The following is a 20357-nucleotide window of genomic DNA, read 5'->3' as shown; positions in this document are numbered from 1 at the left end:
CGGATTTACCGCCACCCTCCAACATTTTCCCGTACTTCCGCGATGAACCTTTTTTTATGTCTGCTCTCCAGCTGTCAGCAGGTACACCATCGCGGCGGCAGACCAGGCCTGAGGCCGACAGGCGTCCAGATAGGGCAACGGCGGGTGTGTCTCCCGACTGTAACCACCGACCAGTTCTGGCAGACGCCGGTCTGACTGACTGCTCGCCAGATCGACCAAAGACCGGGTCACCCGATCAAATTCCGCATTGAAGCCATAGCGTTTCAGACCGGCTGCGAACAGCGCGGTATCGTGTGGCCAGACAGATCCGTTGTGGTAGGACAGCGGGTTGTACATATGAGCCTCCGTGCTCAAGGTGCGCAAACCCCACCCGGACCACATGTCATCTCGCAGCATGCGGGGTACCAATCTGGCCGCCTTGTCCTCAAAGACCACGCCGGTCCAGAGCAGATGCCCCGAGTCGGAGCTGTTGACGTCCAGCTTCCGGCCCTGTTCATCCAGGGCAATGGCGAAGTTGTCATGTTCGGGCATCCAAAACCAGTCGTGAAGTCTCTGCCGGATCAACTGCGCTTCGCGGAGATAGTTGTCAGCCTGTACCTGGTCACCCAAGTGAGCATAGAACTGCGCGGCGGCCTGGAAGGCCGCAAAAGCGTACCCTTGGACTTCCGCGACGGCCAGGGCGCCCTGGCCCAGCGTGCCGTCGGCGTAACTAAGCGAGTCATTGGAGTCTTTCCAGCTCTGTATGGTCAGCCCTCGATCATTGCCCCGAAACACGATAAGGCCCCGCTCATCACGATGCTTCATCATCCAGTTCAAGCCCGCTTCCCAGTGTGGTCGCAGCTCGCCAATCAGGCTGTCCCGGCCGGTACGCCGCACCGTATCCGCCAACAGCAACAGATACAGCGGCGTCGAGTCGGCCGAGCCATAGTAGGTCTGGAACGGCAGGCACCCGGTACGACTCAGTTCACCATACCGCTGCTCATGCAGTATCTTGCCGGGCTGCTCATCGCGAAACGAGTCTTCGTGCTGTCCCTGATGGTGGCCCAGAAAGCGCAGAACGCCCAGAGCCAGTTCGGGGTAGCGGGGCAGCAGAAACCAGGCCGTGATGATGGCATCCCGCCCGAAAGGCGTCACAAACCACGGCATGCCGGCCGCCACTGTGAGCCCCTCATCGGTTGCCAGCAGCAGGCAGCTCAAATCGGCGCAGGCTTGCTCATAGACGCCCTGCGATTCACTGTCGGGGGCTTCTCCCAGCCACTTCTCCGGCAACTGGAGCGGCAAGCGACCCTGCGGCAATGAACTACTGACCGTTGCTTCGACAACCAGTTCGATGGTCTTGCCGGGTGGTATTTCAACCTCGTCATGAAAGTCCGCACCAGTCAGATGCACCCGGACATCATGCTCTGCGTCATCAGTCGCCTTGTAGTGGCCGTGATAGTGATGGGTGCCACGCGCGCAGGTCACGGTGCGATGGTCCAGGTCCGCAAACTGCCCCCTGACTTCAAACATGTCGGCAAAATCACTGTTCAGAGCCAGGTCTACCTGAAAGCGATGAAACCGATGATCGGTATTGCTGATTGCCAGCACATCCCTGAAGCCACCTTCAGACAAGCGCAGTTGACGCCTGATCGCCAGCTCCTGCCGATGGTCCCGCGAGCGGGACCAGTACTCGGTGAGCTGGCGACCATCTGCCGCCACCCGGTGCAGACAGTCAAAACCGGCGAAAGACCATTTGTACTGACTCAGCACGCGAGTATCCAGAAAGTAGAATCCACTTTCACGCATGTCAGAGTCCATCCGCCCGCTGCTGTCCAGAATGCAGTAGGCGAAGTTGTGCTTGAGAGGAATCATGGGACTACAGGCTCCTTATTCCTTGCTGCCGGAGGCAATGGGGTTATCGACAATGTAGCGCTGGAACACGATGAACATGATCAGCACGGGTATGGTGGACATGAAGGCGCCAGCCAGAATCAGTGACCAGTCCCCCGCACCACCGTAGGCATTGCGCAGTGACAGCAGGCCCACTGGAAGCGTGAAGGCATTGCTGGGGCTGCTGATCAGCACCAGGGGCCAGAAGAAATCATTCCAGGCTCCCTGAAAGGCCATGATGGTGATGGTGATCAGGGCCGGTTTGCTCATGGGCAGAATAATGTGCCAATAGGTGGTCCAGTAGCCGGCACCATCCATTAGCGCAGCCTCTTCGACTTCGCGCGGTATGCTCTGGAAGAACTGCTTCATGATCAGCACCTGAGCCGACACTATCGCGACCATGATCACCGCCCAGGGTGTATTGAGCAGGTTGATATCCCGTATCACCAGATAGTTCGAGATGAACGTCACCTGCACCGGGATCATCATGCTCAGCAGCAACAGCATAAACAGGGCACGACTGCCCGGAAATTTCAGCCGCGCCAGCGCATAACCGGCGGTGGTGGCCAGCGTCAACGTCAGCAGCACTCGTCCCAGCGCAATGAAGAAGCTGTTCCTGGTCCAGCTCAGAAACAGGCTGTCTCCGGTATTGAGGTCTATGGACTCCTTGAACACCCGCCGGTAGTTGTTGAGCACATACCCCAGCACACCGGGAGAGATGTTGTCCCAACTGGCCTGCCTCCCGCGTCGCTCCATCAGGGACGGCGGCAGTGTGGCGTCAACCAGAAACTGCTCTCTGGGCGCTGCAGACGTCAGCGGCACACGCTCCAGGCGCGGCCCTTCTCCATCATGGCGAAAAGCGATACGCCAGGTGGCTTTTTCCCATTCCTGCATCAGACCATCGGCGTCTTCTGCCGTGAAGCGCTCGTCATCGATGCGCCTGATTTCGAGATCTGCCACATGATCAGCCGCAAAATCCTGATAAACCACAGCCGCCATCCCGGTACCGGGGCGGCGGCGCGGAATCTGGATATCCGGCTCCTCAAGCCCCACCGCGACAGGGGCCGCGTAGGTGACGTCAAACACCACAGAGCCTCCCGGCGCCAGACCACCCCAGAAAGCATCATTGGCGCCAGCGCGACCCTGTTGCCAGGCCACAACCCAGTTGGTCGGCTGAATCTGCTCGAACCAGAGCCTGAACGGCTGTTCAAGCGGATCCCGCTTGATGCTGGCGAGCAGGGAAAACAGAAAAGTTCCAAGAAGTATGGTGGCGACACTCAGCAGCACACCGTACATCAGCAGAATCGCCGACCATTGCCGGCGGCGCACCGCCGCCTGTTCGGCACGGGCCTTTGCGGTCAGTTCAGTCATTGGTTGTCTCCGATACGCCGACCCAGCGCTGCAGCAGCACCATGACCAGAGTCACCAGGGCAAGAATCAGCGCTGCAGCGCTGGCCATGCCGATACGGGGGGTGCCCCCTGGCGGGAAGGCGTTGTAGTAGGTATAGAAAGCGAGGGTAATCCGTGATTGCAGCGGTGCTGCATCGCCCAGCAGGGCAACCTGATCGAACATCTGCAAGGTGCCGATGATACCCAGCGTCACCACGGTAAAAGTGACCGGCATCAGCCGCGGCCAGGTAATGAAGCGCAGGCGCTGCCAAGGCGACGCACCCTCGAGTTTTGCCGCTTCGTACAGCGAATCCGGGATCGACTGCAGCCCGGCCAGATAGAGCAGCATCAGGGTCGGTATGGTGGTGAAGATGTTCATCACCACGATGGCCCACAGAGTGCGTGGCAAGGGTCCCCAGACCTGCCGGGTATTCATCCAGGTAATACTGACCGCTTCCACACTGCGCACCCCAATGCCGTAGCCGGCACAGATCACGGCCACTACCAGTGCAATAGCCAGCGCACAGGCAAAATGGAAGGGGTCGTACCAGCGTACCCAGTCATAGCGTCGACGCCCGTTCAGGAACAGGACCAGCATGACCAGCGCCACCACGGCACAGAAAATCAGCAACAAGCCAACATGCGCAGACAACCAGGTCAGACCCTGATTGATGATACCCCGGCGCTGGAACACCCAGATAAAGATCAGCGTCATTGCCGCGCTGGACAGAATGGACGGAAAGTAGAAAATGGTGCGAAAAACGCTCTGTCCGCGCACCTTGCGGTTGGCGGCCAGAGCCAGCAACAGCGCCAGCACGGTCTGCAAGGCGGTGACAATGATGGCGAACGCCATCGAATGCCGGAAAGCCAGGGTGAACAGCGGATCAGTCAGCAGCGACAGATAGTTGCGCAATCCGACCCAGACCGGGTCATTGAACAGGTCATAGGACTGAAAGCTGAAAATCAGTGTACGCCCCAGGGCGTAAAGAAAAAACACGAACAGCGAGACACAGAACGGTGTGACAAACAACCAGCCGGCCAGACGCTCCCGGTTATGCATGGAAAGATTCATGATGATCTCCTTGCTGCACGATAACGGGTACCGATCGCCCTAGCCGACGATCGATACCCGCTCGGCCGATCAGCGCCCGGTCAGGCGATCATAGGAGGCCTGTGCTTCTGCAATGGCCTGGTCCACGGTTCTCTCGTTCAGCAGCACCGCACCCAGCGCCTCGTCCATGATGCTTTTCCAGCTCTCGCCGTAACTGCCGAAAGCAAAGGGTTCAACATGGCCATCACTGGCGCCCTCGAACACCACGCGACTCATGTGGGCCTCGCGGTCATCCTGCTCAAAGTAGGGATTGTCCCCCAGCGCTTCACGGCTGGGCAATGCCAGGCCGCTCTCCAGCACCCACTGCTGGGCCTTGGGTGACGTCAGTAACTCGACCAGCTTGTGTGCAGACTCGGACACATCAGAGTCGGCGGCAACCGACCAGGACACGGTGAACACCAGATTACCCCGCTCTCCGGTACCCGGGTGCCGGGGAATGTGCACTGTGTCGTATTCCATGGAGGGCGCCTGATCGCGCAGGAAGCCCACCATCCAGGCACCTTCGATGGAAACCGCCGTATATTCGTTGCCCAGACAACCGCCGGTCCAGTCCTGACCGATATCAGCAGCCAGCACACCGGCACCCTCCTCTACCAGCGACGTATAGAACTCGAAGGCCTCGCGGAAATCGTCATCCAGAACGGTATGGCCATCTTCATTGATCGGGGTCCAGCCGGTTGCCAGTGCAAAGGCGGCAAAACGGGCGTAGTCCGGCACCACACACAGGCCGTCAACATCATCGAGTTCTGCCTGGATTGCCTGCAGCTTCGAGCGGAAGTCATACCAGTCATCATCACTGCTCAGATAGTCCACACCGGCATCGTCAAAGATGTCCTTGTTGAACTGAACCGCCAATGTATTGAAGTCCTTGGCAATGCCTTTCAGATCGCCATTATAGGTGAAGGCCTCGTTGAGGGCCGGAATGATGTCGTCAGCCACGGCCTGGTTGGCTTCCGAAACGGTCGCTATGCGTCCCGAAGCAAACAACGGATAGCCCCAGAAAGAATCCACGTAAAAGATATCCGGCGCCGTGCCGGCCGACAGCGCATTGGTAATATTCTGCGCGAAATCACCTTCAACCGGCTCGTAACTGGCTCTGATGCCGGCTTCTGCCAGTTCATCGGCCAACACTTCGTTGAGCAGTGTATTGACCACGACAATATTGTCGCCACCCCAACCGCTGACACGCACGACATCCTCAGCGAATACCGGTGATGCACACAGTGCCAGACCGGCTATCAGACTTGTTTTTATTTTCATGACATCCTCTCTTTCAAGTTAAGTAAACGTTTACGTTGCTACCACTAAAAAAGTCAGACTGTTCCCCGCCTGACCAGCTGCACAGGCATGATGACTGCCTGCGGTTCTGAGCCCTGCTGGGCTCGAATCAGAAGATCCACGGCACCTCTCACCAGTTCATTGGTGTCTTGCCGAATGGTGGTCAGCGTCTGACCGAAAACGGGCAGGTCATCGTAACCTACCAGCCGGACCTGATCCGGCACACTGATGTTCAAATCTTCCAGCACCTTGAGCACACCCAGCGCGACCTCGTCAGTCTCGCAGAAGAGTCCGTCATAGGCTGGCCTGGTGGTCTGCCATTCACGCATCAGAGTTCGATAGGCAGTCAGCGACGGCGTATCCGAATCAGGCACCCAACAGATGTCGGCGGTTTGATCCGCGTTACCGACTGTTTCATGAAACCCTTTGGCACGCAGGCCGGTGCCCTTGCCCTGCGAATCGATTTCAATCATTGCCAGGCGGGTGCAGCCGGCCTGCAACAGGGCTTCTGCCGCCAGAACGCCACCGGCAAAGTCGTCCGGGCAGATCCAGAAACCATCCAGGCGCTGTCCAATGGAGACAAACGGGATGCGAGCCGCCTGCAGTGCATGCACCCGGGAGTCTTCCGCTTCCACGCCCAGCAGCACAGCCGATGCCGTCTCGGCAATCATCTGTTCCATGTCACTGTGATGGTACAGGCGAGGCGTCAGGCCCCGAGTCTGCAAATGCGTGGTGAGATGCTCAAACACCAGCGACACATAGGGATTGATCTGCCAGTCGCGCATACCCATCGATAGCCCTACTGTTGCGGTCCGCCCTTCTTTCAACTGCCGCGCCGCTGCCGATGGCTGATATCCCAGCTCTGCGCAGATGTCGAGTATCCGCTGACGCGTCTCCGGACCAATGCCTGGTTTGTTGTTCAGGGCGCGCGATATCGAGGCGACCGATACGCCGGCTCGCCGCGCCGCTTCATGTATGGTGTTTCTGTCCACAGTAAAGGCTGCTTCCACTCTTGTTTTTATCCATTTGATACCGATTATACATATCCTTAGCCATACGTAAACGTTTACGTTACTGATTACTGCCCTGAATCGATTTGTTCAGTAGACAAGCAGACGGCGTTCAACCAGCCGTGACCACTTGATGTCACGGTGTTCAATCGTATGTGGTCTCAAGTACAGGCCTTGGATGTGACAAAGCCTGTATTTCAACGAAGTAGCATAACAGGCGCTGGTTCAACCTGCCGTACCAGTCAGTTTCAGGCTCACCTGGGCGCGTGAATCAAGACGTCCCGGAAGGCTTCCTTTTCCAGAGGCCGACTCAGGAAAAACCCCTGAATTCTCGTGCAACCGAAGTTTCTCAGCCACGTCAGTTGGTCCTCGTTTTCTACCCCCTCGGCCACGCTCCTCAATCCCAGCGCCAGGGCCAATGCCAAGGAGGTGTAGACGAGGGCCTCGTCGTGCTTGTCCTTGCCGATACCATCTACAAATTCCTTGTCGATTTTTAGTTCAGACAAGGGCAGCCACTTCAAATTGACCAAAGACGAATACCCCGTGCCGAAGTCATCAATGGACAACTCAACACCCACTTGACGGAGGCTTCTGATTTCTCGCAACAAGACATCGTTTTTCTCTGTAAACGCGCCCTCTGTCAGCTCCAGCTTGATCAACTTGGGCGACAGTGAGTAGTGGTCCAGGGTCTCGAAAAGGCTGGCCGTAAATTGCCCATCGCTGAACTCTTTCGGCGAAATATTGACGGACAAAGACAGCGGTTCAATGCCTTCGGATATCCAGTCTGCCATGTCGCTGCAAAGGCGCTCACACACATACCGGTCAATATCCTTGATCAACTCCGATTTTTCTGCAATTGGGATAAACCGGGCGGGGCTGATGGGCCCTGATTCAGGATCATCCCAGCGCAACAAGGCTTCCGCCCCCACAAGCTTTGCCGTGTAATGCGCATCGAATTGCGGCTGGTACACCAATCGCAGCTCCTTGTTTTGGATCGCCAGACGCAATGCGTCTTCAAGACGCCGCTCCTCAGCAATAAGCTGACCCAGCTCACGCTCATATAGCCGCAGGCGATTGCGACCTTCATTCTTGGCCTGATACATGGCAATGTCAGCGCATCTTCTCAGCAGATCCAGATCACCGCCATCGTCCGGAAAAACGGCGAGACCACCGCTGAAGGTGACATGGAGCTGCCGTTCTCGGATGTCGAAGTTGCCACTGAGCAAGTTCAAAACTCGCTGTGCTATCAGAGTGGCCTCGTCCGAAGTGCAGTTCGAAATGATCAGCAAAAACTCGTCACCGCCGATGCGTGCCAGCGTATCAACTGGGCGAATCAACTTTCTAAGCTTACAAGCAATCTCAACCAACAGCTCGTCGCCAACGTCATGGCCCAGGTCATCATTGATGGTCTTGAAATGGTCTATATCAATGAACATGGCCCCAACCTGGCTTCCATTGGCACTGGCCTCAGCAATGGCATGCAATGCCTTCTCGCGCAAAATACTCCGGTTGGGGAGCCCTGTCAGGGCATCATGGGTGGCCAAGTACTGAATTCTGCGTTTGGAACCTCTGATCTTTTCAATATTAGAGAAACCAAACATCAAATAATCCGGCTGGCTATCGATTCCTTCAATTCGGCTAACCCTCTGCCACTCCAGACCGACCACACCGTTCTTGCGGCGGATCCAGATTTCCCCTTCCCAAACACTTCGTCGATTGACTGTCTCCCAAATGCTGTCGTAGAACGCATCGGGGTGGTTGCCTGACTCCAGCAACCGAAACAGGTTGGACCCCAAAGCTTCCTTGTCGGTATACCCGGTCAGTCGATAGAAAGCGTTGTTGGTGGATTGTATATTGCCTTCCGAGTCCGTCATCACCATGGCCTCAGCCGCATCCCGGAACAATTTGGCAGAGGCCTGCAGTTGTTGCTGTTCCGCCCGCCTCTCAGTCACATCGGTCAAGATACAGCGCAGCAGAAACTGCTCTTCATCCGAGTATTCCACCACACTCTGTATTCCCAGGACGCGCGGGTTGAACTGGGCGTCTGCCAGAGTCAAATAGACTTTATCCATTGACCGTGTCTTCGCTACAGAGTGAAGGTGTCGATGAAACAGTGCTTTCGATTCCGACGCCAAAAAGGAAGAAAAGTGACGTTGCGTCAGATCCAATCCGGTTGCAAGTAGACTACTGGCAGCCTTGTTGGACTCGAGAATTCGACCTTTTGCATCCAATAAAAGGTAGGCTGCTGGAGCGTTTGTAAACAGACTGCGGTAGCGGTTCTGGGAAATTTCCAGCAGCTCTATGGCACGCTGCATTTCCCTGTTCTGAGTTCGCAACTCTTCCTGATGCAGGACGAGTTGGGAAAGAAGAGCACGGCAGTCCGCGTCTGTTAGTTCATCAATCCTCGTTAACCTGGCGCTTTGGCCCGATGGCAATAACTGATGCAGGTCGTTGGCAGGGGGTGTTTTTGAACGCTGGCTGCTCATCGATATTTCACCTCAACATCCTATTCAGGTGACAAACTGGTCAAGTGACCGCTGTACCTCAAGAGTAGTACACAGTCTGGGATTTGCAAAAAACCGGAATAGCGCTAATGGTTTCCGCCGTTGTGCGATGTCAGATCGGTTGCAGCCAGAGATAAACCAACCAGCCAGCCACGGCCAGCAGGCTGAACATCAGGGCGACGGGCTGGACCGGTGAGCGACTGTTCGCGGCAGGCAGGTCAGACTTGCGCCCGTGGATCATGGCGCCGACGAGCCGCTCTCCCAGGCGGAACCGGTGGTAAATCAGGGCCAGCAAGTGAGCGCTGACCAACAACATGATGAGCATGGGCAGTCTGGGATGCAGCCAGGCTGCCATATTGACGGCCCAGTTGGGTCCATCAAAGAAAAAGGGCCCGAACCAGAAAACGTCGTCCGTGTAGAAAAGCCCGCTGACCGCCTGAAGTCCAATCACGAGCAGCAGGATCAACACCATCACGGCCCCGGCTGGATTGTGCCCGGCGACAGGCGCCGCCGACCCGGTGGCCATGTCGCGCAACTGGCGAAAGAAGCCCGCAACAGACAGGTTGAAGCCCGTGAAGCGAGCGTAGGTGGTGCCCACCAGTCCCCAAAGCACTCGAAACAGAATCAATCCGGTGAGCAGATAGCCGAAATAGAAGTGAGCCTGCATCCAGCCCTGACTGATGGTGACAAAACTGCCCACCAGCCCGATCACCAGCAACCAGTGAAAAAGTCGCGTCGGCAGGTCCCAGACGGCCACTTTGCTCTTGTCGGTAGTGGTCATCCTCTCTTCCTCAACAGGAACGGGCCTTGAAACGGCCATGTCCGGTGCGCCGGATTTGCGACATCTCGTTCAGCGCGGCGGTTGCAGTCGCCTGATCACCCGCCAGAACAGCATCCTCAAGGCTCCTCGCTGCCGCATACAGATCGCCGATGACGTTCTGATAGTCTTCGAGATCCGCGCTGCTGCCATTGCTCAGCGCATAGGGCACCTCCTGGGTCGCCGCTTCCACGGCCTGCGCAAAGGCAGTGGCCTCCTGCTCTATGGCATCCAGGTTGCCGCCCCGAACGTTGCGCGTGATCACTTGCAGGTTGTCCCGCATCGACTCCATGTATCCAAACAGCTCGGTATCCGCGCAGCGGGCCACACTGCCCGAGACCATCAATCCGCTGAGCGCAAGCGCCCCCAACATCTGCTTCACTGCCATGCTTCGATCTCCAGTTGAATCCTGTTTCTGAAGCCGATTATACGTGGCGTGCGGAGGCTCAGATTCAATAGCCGGTCATTTCCAGATACCCACGGCCGGTATGTGAACCTGAAAACTCGACCGGTCCTTCCCAATACGGAATGCTGGTATCCATCCAGGACTGCGGATTCAGCGGATGGGTGTCGATATCCAGCCCGAAATCGGGCAGACGCAGTCGCCAGCCCACCGGCACCGTGCGCCCGGCCACTTCGGTTGTCTCTGTCGGCGTCATGTCGATCTGCTGTGGCGTCAGTGGCGTGGCCTCGCCCGCCACACTGATCCAGGTGCCGGCGCGAAAGCTCTCATCATCGTCGTCTTCGCGCAGGCGAAACAGCATGACCCGCTCGCCACTGTCGAGTTGCAGGGAGAACCAATCCCAGCCCTGCTGTTCCGGGGCCAGCGGCTGACTGCTCCACTCCCGGTCCAGCCAGCCATCGCCGCGCACCGTCACCTGTTCGCCGTCGGGAAGCGTGAGCCGACCATTCACCTGATAGAAGGGCTGGCTGTAATACCAGGAGGCCTGACCCCGCTCGGACTTGCGACTGAAGCCGTCATCGCCATGCAGAACCAGCGACTGATCGGTCTGCAATACCAGGTCATAGGCGAAGTCGTCAGTGTCTGCCTGCAGGCGGAGATGACTCAGGGGGTCGAGGGCAGACGGCGAGCGCTCACTGCCCGGCGCTCTTACCTCTTTCAAAGACCAGTCATCCAGCCAGGCCTGATAAAACGGCTCGGTCACGACGCCGGCCTGTCCACCGCCGCTGCGGCCGAAGCGCTCACCCTGCCAGTGATCCTCTGCTGTGGTCAGCCCGACATGGGCCATCCACACCTGACCATCCTGCCAGTCACCAAGCTGCGCCTCCGGCTCCAGGGCCTGACGAAACAAGGTCCACTGGATACCATAGCGACGGCCTTGCTGATCCTGCAGATTGGCCGTGGCATACCACCACTCTATTCGGTACTCCGGATGGGCAGCATGATCCTCGGGAAACTGCAGGGGCTGTGACGGATCAACCTGAGCGAACTCGTCCGCATCGCCACCCAACCCGGCGAACCCCTGGGTCACCGCATCGTCGCCGCCCGGTGTCGGATCGCTACAGGCGGCCAGAATCAGGGCCAGACTGATCAGCAACAAGCGCATACTAGTGTCCTCCTTCGGTGGCGAACACACGCACCCAGCGCCCGGCAGACTGTCGGCCCAGGCGCCAGGCCGGCCAGGCCGTGGCCAACAAAGCACTGATCAGAGCCAGTCCAGCCAGCGTGAGCCACTGCAGCGGGAAGAAGTAGAGCGGCAAGCGCCAGCCAAAAGCCTCGACGTTGATGACAGCGACCAACACCCAGGCCAGCAGCAGCCCCAGGGGAATGGCCAGCAGCACCGTCAGCAGGGCCAGGCCGAGAGTGCGCGCGCCTTCCAGCCAGGCCAGATGCCGACGGGTAACCCCCTGAGCCCAAAGAGGTGCCAGTTGCGGCAGCCGGCTGTGGCTCAGGGTGAGGAGGCTGGTAAACAGGGCGATGGCCGCAACGGCCAGCGTCAGCGTGTTGAGTGCGCCGGTGGCGACAAAGGTGCGCTCGAAGACTTGCTCGGAAAATCCGCGCACGGAGGCCTGATCGATGGCGGCGAAGTCGGACAGTGACAGTTCATCCCGAGCTTTGGCGACCAGATCAGAGGCTTTTTCGGGAGGCAGGCGCAGGCTGAACCCCTGACGCGGCGTGCCCGTGTACCAGTCGCTGAGGGCAGAGCCGGAGACCAGCATCTGCGGGCGGGGGTTGCCATAGTCCGCATACACCCCTTCGATGGTCAGCGTCCAGGCGCGATCGCCCGTCAGTGTCACTTCGTCCCCGGGGCCGGAACCATGCGTGCGCACCCATTGTTCACTGACCAGCGCGCCCTGCCCGGCAGCCAGATTGAACCAGGCCCCCGGCCGGAGTTGGAGCACCGGCCAGTAGTCTTCATAGGTGGCATGGGGTCGAATACCATTGATCTCCAGTGGCCAGTCACCGTAGCGCACTGTGGCCTGCACGGTCGGCAATACCGCGTCCACGTCGGGCTGTTGCTGCAGCCAGTTGTCGATGCGCTCGGCCTGCTGCGGACTGTCGGCATTGAGATAGGCCTCGGCGGCCAGACGCTGATCCAGCCAACCGGTGAACGTCAGGCGGAAACTGTCGACCATGCCGCCCACACCCACATTGGCCGCCAGCGCCAGCAGCAGCGCCATCAATGCCAGCGACAACCCGGACAGTTGCTGTCGCGTTTCTGCCCAGAACCACTCGCTCAGGGGGCCGCGGGCAAAACGCTGACCCAGCCTGAGACAAAGGGAAAGCACCATGGGCAGACAGAGCGCCGCTCCCAGCAACAGGGCGGCCAGACCAGCAAAAGCCAGCACCAGCCCCGACCCAGTCGTCAGTATCAGCACTGCCCCCGCCAGCAACACCAGACCTACTCGTGTTTGCAGACGCAACTGGCCACTCTGGCGCTGCCCCCAGGCTTCGCTGCGCGCCAAAGCCAGCACCGGCATGCGAGCGGCCTGCCACAGGCTGGACAGGGAGGCCAGCAAAGCCCCGCCAAGCGCCATGCCGAGCCCGGTGAGCCACCATTGGGGGTCCAGGTGCAATTGATCACTGACCCGGGCGCCATACAGGCCCTGCAAACTGGCCGCGACATCAGGCAGCAGCCAGCCAGCCACCAGATACCCCAGGCACAGCCCCAGCAAACCGGCCACCAGGGCCAGCAGCAGCAACTCGGTGAGCAGTCCGACCAGCACCGTGCGCTGGGACACGCCACAGGCGCGCAGGGTGCGCAGGAGTCCGCGCCGCTGTTCGAATGCCAGACCGGTCGACCCATGCACAATGAACAGCCCCACCACGAATGCCAGCAAACCAAGAGCCGTCAGGTTGAGATGAAAACTGTCAGTCAGGCGGCCGAGATCCTCTTCCGACTGTCCGGCCTGCCAACGCAGGCGTTCTGCAACATTGGCGGGCAGCGGCCGATCCAGCCAGCTCGGGTCGTCGGGTATCAGCAGGCGGTTCACCTGCCCTTCCCGGGACAGCAGGCGCTGCGCGAAGCCGATATCAACCAGCAGGCTGCCCGGTGGTATGGATGCATTGACCGCCAGCGGCGGCAGCATCTGTTCATCGGTCGTGCTGATCCGGTCACCCGGACTGGCCTGCAGCGCGCGCAGTGAATCAGGACTCACCAGAGTGCGGCCCGGGTTCGTCAGAAAGGCGATCAGATCGGAACCGGTGCCGTCTACCGCCTGACCGGCCGTGGCCTCTGCAGGCAAGGTCAAAGGGTCTATGCCGACCAGGGTCAGACGCAGAGGATCTGCCTCTGTACGGGGGAACTCGAGTCGGCCTTCCAGTACCGGTGATACCGGCCAGCCCTGGCGGCGCAAGGCACTGTAATCGGTCTGAGCAAGCAAAGATCCTTCACGAGCCACCAGCGACGGCAGCGCGGCACCGTCAAACAGACTGGCTGCCCGGTCATAGCTGTCGCGCGCCTGCGCATTGAGAGCCTGCACGCCACTCCAGAGGGCGGTGGCCAGCAGCAGGCCGCTCAGCCAGGCCAGCCCCTGAACGGGGTGTCGCCGCCAGTGGCTGAACAGGGTCACCAGCACCAGACCCAGAGTTCCGATGAACGGCATCAGAGAGGCTCCAGCCTGCCCATGTGCAGATGCTGACAGCGATCAAGGCGGGCTGCCAGCCGCGGGCTGTGCGTGACCATCAGCAACGCACTCCCGGTCGCCTTGACCCCCTCCAGAAACAGGTCAAGTACCGCATCCCCGGTCGCCTCATCAAGATTGCCAGTGGGTTCGTCTGCGAGGACGAGCGCCGGCTTTGCGGCCAGCACCCGTCCGATGGCGACCCGCTGTTGCTGGCCACCGGACAATTGCTCGGGATAGCGCTCCATGACCTCCGTCAGACCCAGGCGCTGCGCGAGGCGGGCCAACTCTGCAGCATCAAAGCGCCCGGCGAGCCGCGCCTGAAAGGCCAGATTGGCGGCCACGGTCAGGCTGGGAATCAGGTTGAACTGCTGAAACACCAGGCCCACTGTCTGCCGGCGTAACGCAGCTCTACCCGACTCGTCCTGCGCGGTGATGTCATGCTCGCCAATGCAGATACGTCCCTGGTCCACCTGATCGAGGCCGGCGATCAGGTGCAGCAGGGTACTCTTGCCACTGCCGGACTCTCCGGTCAGGGCCAGTGATTGTCCCGCCGCCAGGTCAAGGCTGACCTGGTACAATACGGGCAAAGGCCCTTGCGGAGTGGTGAATTGTTTACTGACCTGGTCTACAGTAAGCATCATTTGATTCGGATTAGACCCCATGATCATCTACATACACGGCTTTGCCAGCAGTGGTTTCGGCACCAAGGCGCGCTTCTTCCGGGACCTCTGTCAACGCAAGAACATCCCCTTCATGGCGCCCTCACTGCCCTGGATACCGGAGCTCGCCATTGGCAACCTGGCAGACCTGATCCAGTATGCCCGGCGCCATGAGCCGGTTCACCTGATCGGGTCCTCGCTGGGAGGATACTATGGCCTGCACCTCGCGCACAGGTTCGAGCTGCGCCTGACGCTGATCAACCCCTCGGTACAGCCCGCCCTGACATTGGGTCAATTGACTGGCCAGGTCGCCCACTTTCATGATGGCAGTCACTTTGAATGGACGCCGGATCACACCCGGCAACTCGACGAACTGGCCATCACTCCTGAGCCTTCGATGCAGAAGCGGTGTCTGCTGCTGGTGCAAAGCGGCGATGAGACCCTGGATTACCGTGAGGCGGTCAACTTTTTGCCGCGGGCCCGACAGGTGGTCGAAAGTGGCGGCGATCACGGTTTCCAGGGCATTGAACGCCATGCGGACCGCATCCTGGATTTCTTCGGTCGTACCTGAGCGCCAAGGCGTTTCATGTTAAGCTTGGGCACCTCTGAAGCACAGGATTTTTGACCCATGCCCTCATTCGATATTGTCTCTGAAGTTGATGAAGTCGAACTGCGCAATGCCGTCGACAACGCGCGACGTGAGCTGGACACCCGATTCGACTTTCGTGGCGTCGAGAAGACCATTGAACTCAAGGATCTGACGGTAGCGCTGACCACAGAGTCCGATTTTCAGGTTCGTCAGATGGAAGATGTCTTCCGCAATGCCTGCGCCAAGCGCGGTGTCAGCGCCGCCGGTGCCGAGGTCGACGACGAGCCTGAACACAGCGGCAAGCTGTTTACCCTGCGCCTGACCTTCCGTCAGGGCATCGATCAGCCCATGGCCAAGAAGATCATCAAGCTGCTGAAAGACAGCAAGATGAAAGTGCAGGCGTCCATCCAGGGTGACAAGGTCCGGGTAACCGGCAAGAAACGCGATGACCTGCAGCAGGCCATTGCCCTGGTCAAGAAATCGGAACTGGAACTGCCCCTGCAGTACGACAATTTCCGGGACTGAGGCCTTGAACAACGGCGAGAAAGGCCGCTCCGCGCTCTCCATCCCGGCGTTTCGGCGCTACTTCCTGGCCAGTTGCTTTTCCACCTTCGGCCTGTGGATCATGCGCTTTCTGCTCGGCTGGACCGCCTGGGTGCTGACAGAATCCGCCTTCTGGGTCGGCGTGGTGAGTGCGACCATGCTGATCCCCACCTTCGTACTCTCACCGGTGTTTGGCGTGGTGGCGGACCGTATCCGCCTGCGTCAGGGGTTGCTGTCGACCACAATGTGCCTGAGTCTTCTGGCCGCCCTGACTGCGGGTACCTGGTTCGCCGGGAGACTCGATATCTATTGGCTGCTGGGCCTGGCGCTGGCCAAAGGCATGGTCATGGCGGCCCATCACCCGATGCGCCTGTCCATGATGCCGCGACTGGTAACGCGCGCCCTGCTGCCAAGCGGAATAGGCCTGTCCGCTATCATCTTCAATCTGTCACGGATTCTGGGGCCAGCGGTTGCCGCCGGCCTGCTGACGCTGACCACCACCGGCATGGTATTCGCGCTGTCTGCGCTGCTCTTTATTTTTGGTGCCGTGTTTTTGCTGCGCATTCCCGATGTGCCAGTTATTGGCGAAAAGACCGAAGCGTCACTGCTGAGTGACCTCTGGCAAGGACTGACCTTTGCGCTCTCGACACCGGCAATCCGGCTGATTCTGCTGCTGGCCGCCCTGAACGGCCTGTTGGGGCGCTCTCTGATCGAGTTGCTCCCTGCTCTCTCAGGCCAGTTGCTCGGAGGTGATGCCAACACCCTGGCCATGCTGACCGCGCTGGCCGGTGTCGGTTCGATCCTGGGCGGCCTGTTCATATCACGTCAGCGCGGTGCCGAAGCACGCCTGATCAATCTGGTGCTGCTTGCGCTGCTCGGCACCTCGCTCCTGCTTTACCCGCTGCTGCTCTGGCAGTCCCTGCCGCTAGTCGCCACGGTGATACTGCTGCTGTCCGTGACCATGACCATCGCCGGCACCGGCTGTCAGGCGATGACTCAACTGGCCGTTGAGGAACAGTACAGAGGGCGGGTACTGAGCCTGTGGACGGTAATCACCATGGGTATGCCCGCACTGGGCGCCTTTGGTCTGGGTGGCCTGGCCGATCTCTTCGGTTTCCCCGTGGTGCTGGCAGTGACGGCCACACTGGTGATTGCTGGGCTGCTCTGGCTGGCACCGGGCCGTCAACTGTGGCGCGATTAGTGTCCTGTCTGGTCAATTCGACAGCGGCCAAACAACTTGCCATCGCCAAATCCTTGATTTTACGGTCAACTCGACTAAACCTAATTCTGAACGTTTAAGCCGTTGCTGATACATGCTGATCGTCCGTCGTCTGTCTGTGCTCTTGCTCTCTTTATTGCTTACTGCCATGTCCGTGGCGTCCGAAAGCACTGTGCGCCTGCCGTTGCTGGCAGAGCAATTGGAAGGTCGCTTCTTCTATATGGATGTTACCCATGAGGCGCTGCGCAGAATGCCGGACTACAACGAACTGGAAATGACGGGCCCCATTCCGCAGGTCCGAGCCCAAAATATGCTCGAAAGCGGCACGCTCGATATCATGTGGATGATCGAGAACCCGGACCGGGATCAGCGTTACCTGCCTACCCGGGTAGGCCTGACCAGGGGAATGATAGGAGAGCGAGTGCTGATGATCCGCCCCGAAGATCAGGAGTTGTTTGATGATGTGGAGGATCTGGCCGACTTTCGGTCCCTGAACCTGACCGCCGGTTTCGGGAGAGGCTGGATCGACAGTCAGGTCTGGGCAGCGAATGAGCTCGATTATTTTGTCGAGCAGGGCAACTGGCAGGTGATGTTCAGCAAGCTGGCCAGAGGTCGTACCGACTTTGATTACCTGTCACGGTCAATCAAGGAAGTGCAGGCAGAACTCGCAGAAAACCCCGAACTCACCCTGGAGTATCGGCTGCTGCTGCGTTATGCCAGGGATGAGGTATTCTACGTCAGCCCACACAGGCCAGAACTGCATCGAGCTTTCTCCGAGGCACTGCAGGACATGGAAGCCGATGGAACACTCGACCATTTGGTCGACCTGCACTTCGGCCACATATTCAGCGACCTGGAGGTCGACCAGCGTACCGTGATTGAACTCAGATCACCCTGAGCTGCCCATCATTCAGTAGAAGCCGTCTTCCAGCCGGAAGGTGTCACGATCAAAATCACTGACCAGCGCATTGACTTCAATGATCCACTCCCCGGGGATCATGATGTCCGACACCGTCTGCAGGTAAAGTTGTCCGACCGGCTCCAGGGTCTGCCACTCTCCTTCTATATCCAGTTCCGGCAGATTGAAGCGTACTTCGACTTCCTGTGGTCGCACGATCTGGTCGTCATCATAGAATGCCAGAATGATCTGGTTCTCACCGACACTGTCATGCGCCATCTGGAAGTCCAGTGTAAGCATCTGCCCGTCGACCATGCGCTGAACGATGTCGCCCATGCTTTCATAGGGCAGATAGTGGTCGTGATCATGGTGATGCGCACCACTGCGCGCCGGCATGAAGGTCGACAGGGCCGCCGTAACGGCGACCACGCCCAGCAACAGCGCACTTTCCGCCCGCAGATTGCGCTGCCAGCGCTGGCGGATACCCTGACTTTCGGCCGCCAGTTGTCGCGTCAGTCGGAAGCGATTGTCCAGCGCCAGCAGGAGGACGAACATCACCAGGGCGATCTTCAGCAGCAAGCTGCGCCCGTAACCTGTTGAGAGCAGCGCAGCGGCTTCATCGACCTGATACAACGCCATACCGAGCCCCGCCAGCAGCAAAATGGGCACAGTCACAATAGCCAGTGCTGAAAAGCGCTTTACGAGTAAACGCCAGCGGGCAGTATCAACGCGGACTGCCGCGCGATACAGCGGCCCCATCGCGCCCAGCCAGAAGGCCGCTACCAAGAGGTGAATGGCCAGCAGTGGTACCAACCAGCGGGCTTCGGGTGCCGTCGCAATGTGGCCGGTCATCAGCAGGGAACCCAGCGCCACCAGCCCAATAAGGGTGGCCAGGATATTACCTGGCCGTTTGTAGCGCAGACTCCCCAGTGACAGCACCACCACCAGCAACACCACGGACACCAGCAAAACCAGGCTGCTCTGCCCAAGCGAAGACACCAGACCCAGTCCGACAGCCTCCGGCACGCTGTGCCAGGTCAAACCAGAGCCATACATGCGCAGGCCCTGGATAACCACCTGCGCCAGGGTGGTAACCATCAGCAGGCCGCCCAGCCAAAGCAGGCGCCGATCGGACAGGCCCGCCTGTCGCTCGGCCGATGTCAGGGTGGGCCAGAGCAGTGCCCGCGCCAGCAGACTGCCCACCAACAGCAGCAGGCTGATCAACAGGAGTGAGCGGTTACCGACATGCAGCCAGCGCAGCAGTGCGGACTCCCGATCTGCTGCCCACTGCTCCGCAGCACCCCAGTCAATGGATGAGGTGCCGACCTGAAACCGGTAGGACCCGCCCACCGGGTGCGAATCTGCCGAGATCACCCGCCAGGACACCAGATAGCCACCCTCGGGCAACTCAACCGGCAGTTCGACGACCACGGTATCGTCGCGGGCCATAGGCGCCAGATCACCCAGCGGCTGCTCACCCGTCGGGTCGAACAGGCGCACGAACACCGGGGACACCGGCTCATTGAAGCGCAGCGTGAGTTCGTCCGGCGTGTCCCGCAGCATGGCATTGCTCGCGGGCTGGTGGCTGAGCAGTACGGCATGCCCCTGGGCGACCAGGGGCATGCCGAACAGACACAGGGCCAGCAGCAGGTGCCGGCCCTTGTCGCGCAAGCGCTCAGTGATCATGGCTGTGTCCGTGCTCATGACCGTGCTGCCCGCCTTCCGGCTCGCTCAGATACAGCGCCGGTGCGGGATAGTCGGTATCGGCCACACCCTCACCGCTGGCCGGTACGTCGATCCAGCGCAAGGTGTCATCACCGCAGGCCTGAACCACCGGGAAGTGCAGATATCGATCTGCTTCATCCGGCAGACGCGCCATGAAGGTGAACTCGTCATAGTGGGCGTCGGCCAGTTCGCCATCGGTCCAACGGACTTCGGCGACCCGTTCGGTCACTTCGCGGCCATGATCCATGTAAGGTTCGTCGAGCGGCTCGGTGACGGTCTCGAGTGTCCAGCCGGGTTTGGGCATGGGGTTGACGGCAATCAAACCGTTGGGCACCCGGACGCGCACTTCGTTGGTGGCGGCGCCGGCGCATCCATGGGGGATGCCGATCACGGTGCGGTACTGGCTGCCGGCCGGTGCTTCGGTGGTCTGCAGCCCGGCATGGGCTGCGACCAGGCTGCTCAGCCCGGCCGTGAGTGCTGTTGCGGTGACAAGTGTTCTGATCATTTTTCCTTCCTCAAATCTGATGCTGTCGGTTCTGGCCATGCTCCTCGCAAGAAGTGGCTGGGACGTCGCCATGCCGGTCGGCGTGAACCGGGCCGGCAGACCGTCTGCGCACAGGGATGTGCGCAGTCGAGCTGTCATGGATGACGTTTTTT

The 20357-nt window shown here is 59.5% G+C and carries 17 protein-coding genes; 4 read left to right on the top strand and 13 right to left on the bottom strand.

Going from position 1 to position 20357, the window contains the following annotated elements:
* Positions 1–54 precede the first annotated feature (54 nt).
* The 11 genes from LAT62_RS10945 to LAT62_RS10895 form a co-directional block, all read right to left on the bottom strand.
* On the bottom strand, positions 55–1851 hold the full coding sequence (locus LAT62_RS10945; RefSeq protein WP_293383378.1) for a glycogen debranching N-terminal domain-containing protein: 1797 nt from the start codon (positions 1849–1851) through the stop codon (positions 55–57).
* 15 nt (positions 1852–1866) lie between these two features.
* Complete coding sequence (locus LAT62_RS10940; protein WP_293383375.1) at positions 1867–3240, bottom strand: carbohydrate ABC transporter permease; 1374 nt, start codon at positions 3238–3240, stop codon at positions 1867–1869.
* Positions 3233–4330 (bottom strand): carbohydrate ABC transporter permease, encoded by a 1098-nt coding sequence (locus LAT62_RS10935; protein WP_293383372.1) that lies wholly within the window; start codon positions 4328–4330, stop codon positions 3233–3235. The genes LAT62_RS10940 and LAT62_RS10935 overlap by 8 nt, the downstream gene beginning before the upstream one ends.
* Before the next feature lie 69 nt (positions 4331–4399).
* Positions 4400–5629 (bottom strand): extracellular solute-binding protein, encoded by a 1230-nt coding sequence (locus LAT62_RS10930; RefSeq protein ID WP_293383369.1) that lies wholly within the window; start codon positions 5627–5629, stop codon positions 4400–4402.
* Between the two features lie 53 nt (positions 5630–5682).
* The gene (locus LAT62_RS10925) at positions 5683–6639 is read right to left on the bottom strand and encodes a LacI family DNA-binding transcriptional regulator (protein WP_293383366.1); all 957 of its coding nucleotides are present in this window, start codon (positions 6637–6639) and stop codon (positions 5683–5685) included.
* A 272-nt stretch (positions 6640–6911) separates the two neighbouring features.
* Positions 6912–9143: a bifunctional diguanylate cyclase/phosphodiesterase gene (locus tag LAT62_RS10920; protein ID WP_293383363.1), complete on the bottom strand. Its 2232-nt coding sequence runs from the start codon at positions 9141–9143 to the stop codon at positions 6912–6914.
* 130 nt (positions 9144–9273) lie between these two features.
* On the bottom strand, positions 9274–9942 hold the full coding sequence (locus tag LAT62_RS10915) for a cytochrome b/b6 domain-containing protein (protein WP_293383360.1): 669 nt from the start codon (positions 9940–9942) through the stop codon (positions 9274–9276).
* Between the two features lie 10 nt (positions 9943–9952).
* A complete protein-coding gene (locus tag LAT62_RS10910) occupies positions 9953–10366 on the bottom strand; it encodes a cytochrome b562 (RefSeq protein ID WP_293383357.1) in 414 nt (137 codons plus the stop codon).
* A gap of 64 nt (positions 10367–10430) precedes the next feature.
* On the bottom strand, positions 10431–11546 hold the full coding sequence (locus LAT62_RS10905; protein ID WP_293383354.1) for a lipocalin-like domain-containing protein: 1116 nt from the start codon (positions 11544–11546) through the stop codon (positions 10431–10433).
* A gap of 1 nt (position 11547) precedes the next feature.
* Positions 11548–14046 (bottom strand): FtsX-like permease family protein, encoded by a 2499-nt coding sequence (locus tag LAT62_RS10900; RefSeq protein ID WP_293383352.1) that lies wholly within the window; start codon positions 14044–14046, stop codon positions 11548–11550.
* Positions 14046–14654, bottom strand: coding sequence for an ABC transporter ATP-binding protein (locus LAT62_RS10895; protein ID WP_367120559.1), 609 nt, complete (start codon positions 14652–14654; stop codon positions 14046–14048). Before LAT62_RS10895 ends, LAT62_RS10900 begins: the two co-directional genes overlap by 1 nt.
* 73 nt (positions 14655–14727) lie before the next feature.
* Here LAT62_RS10895 and LAT62_RS10890 point away from each other — a divergent pair, with 73 nt between their 5' ends.
* The 4 genes from LAT62_RS10890 (at position 14728) to LAT62_RS10875 (ending at position 17975) form a co-directional block, all read left to right on the top strand.
* On the top strand, positions 14728–15297 hold the full coding sequence (locus LAT62_RS10890; RefSeq protein ID WP_293383349.1) for a YqiA/YcfP family alpha/beta fold hydrolase: 570 nt from the start codon (positions 14728–14730) through the stop codon (positions 15295–15297).
* Positions 15298–15354: 57 nt separating this feature from the next.
* Entirely contained in the window at positions 15355–15840 is a 486-nt protein-coding gene (locus LAT62_RS10885; protein ID WP_293383346.1) for a YajQ family cyclic di-GMP-binding protein, read from the top strand.
* 4 nt (positions 15841–15844) lie between these two features.
* Positions 15845–17059, top strand: coding sequence for an MFS transporter (locus LAT62_RS10880; protein WP_293383343.1), 1215 nt, complete (start codon positions 15845–15847; stop codon positions 17057–17059).
* Between the two features lie 112 nt (positions 17060–17171).
* Positions 17172–17975 carry an ABC transporter substrate-binding protein gene (locus LAT62_RS10875; protein ID WP_293383340.1) on the top strand — a complete coding sequence of 268 codons (804 nt, stop codon included), beginning with the start codon at positions 17172–17174 and terminating at the stop codon, positions 17973–17975.
* Between the two features lie 12 nt (positions 17976–17987).
* On the opposite strand, the gene LAT62_RS10870 is transcribed toward LAT62_RS10875, so the two are convergent.
* Entirely contained in the window at positions 17988–19679 is a 1692-nt protein-coding gene (locus tag LAT62_RS10870) for a copper resistance protein CopC (RefSeq protein WP_293383337.1), read from the bottom strand.
* Positions 19651–20205 (bottom strand): YcnI family protein, encoded by a 555-nt coding sequence (locus tag LAT62_RS10865; protein ID WP_293383334.1) that lies wholly within the window; start codon positions 20203–20205, stop codon positions 19651–19653. Before LAT62_RS10865 ends, LAT62_RS10870 begins: the two co-directional genes overlap by 29 nt.
* Between the last annotated feature and the right edge of the window lie 152 nt (positions 20206–20357).

This window comes from Natronospirillum sp. (assembly GCF_022565775.1).
In the GTDB taxonomy this organism is placed as follows: domain Bacteria; phylum Pseudomonadota; class Gammaproteobacteria; order Pseudomonadales; family Natronospirillaceae; genus Natronospirillum.
This window is presented reverse-complemented; position numbering and strand designations above follow the sequence as displayed.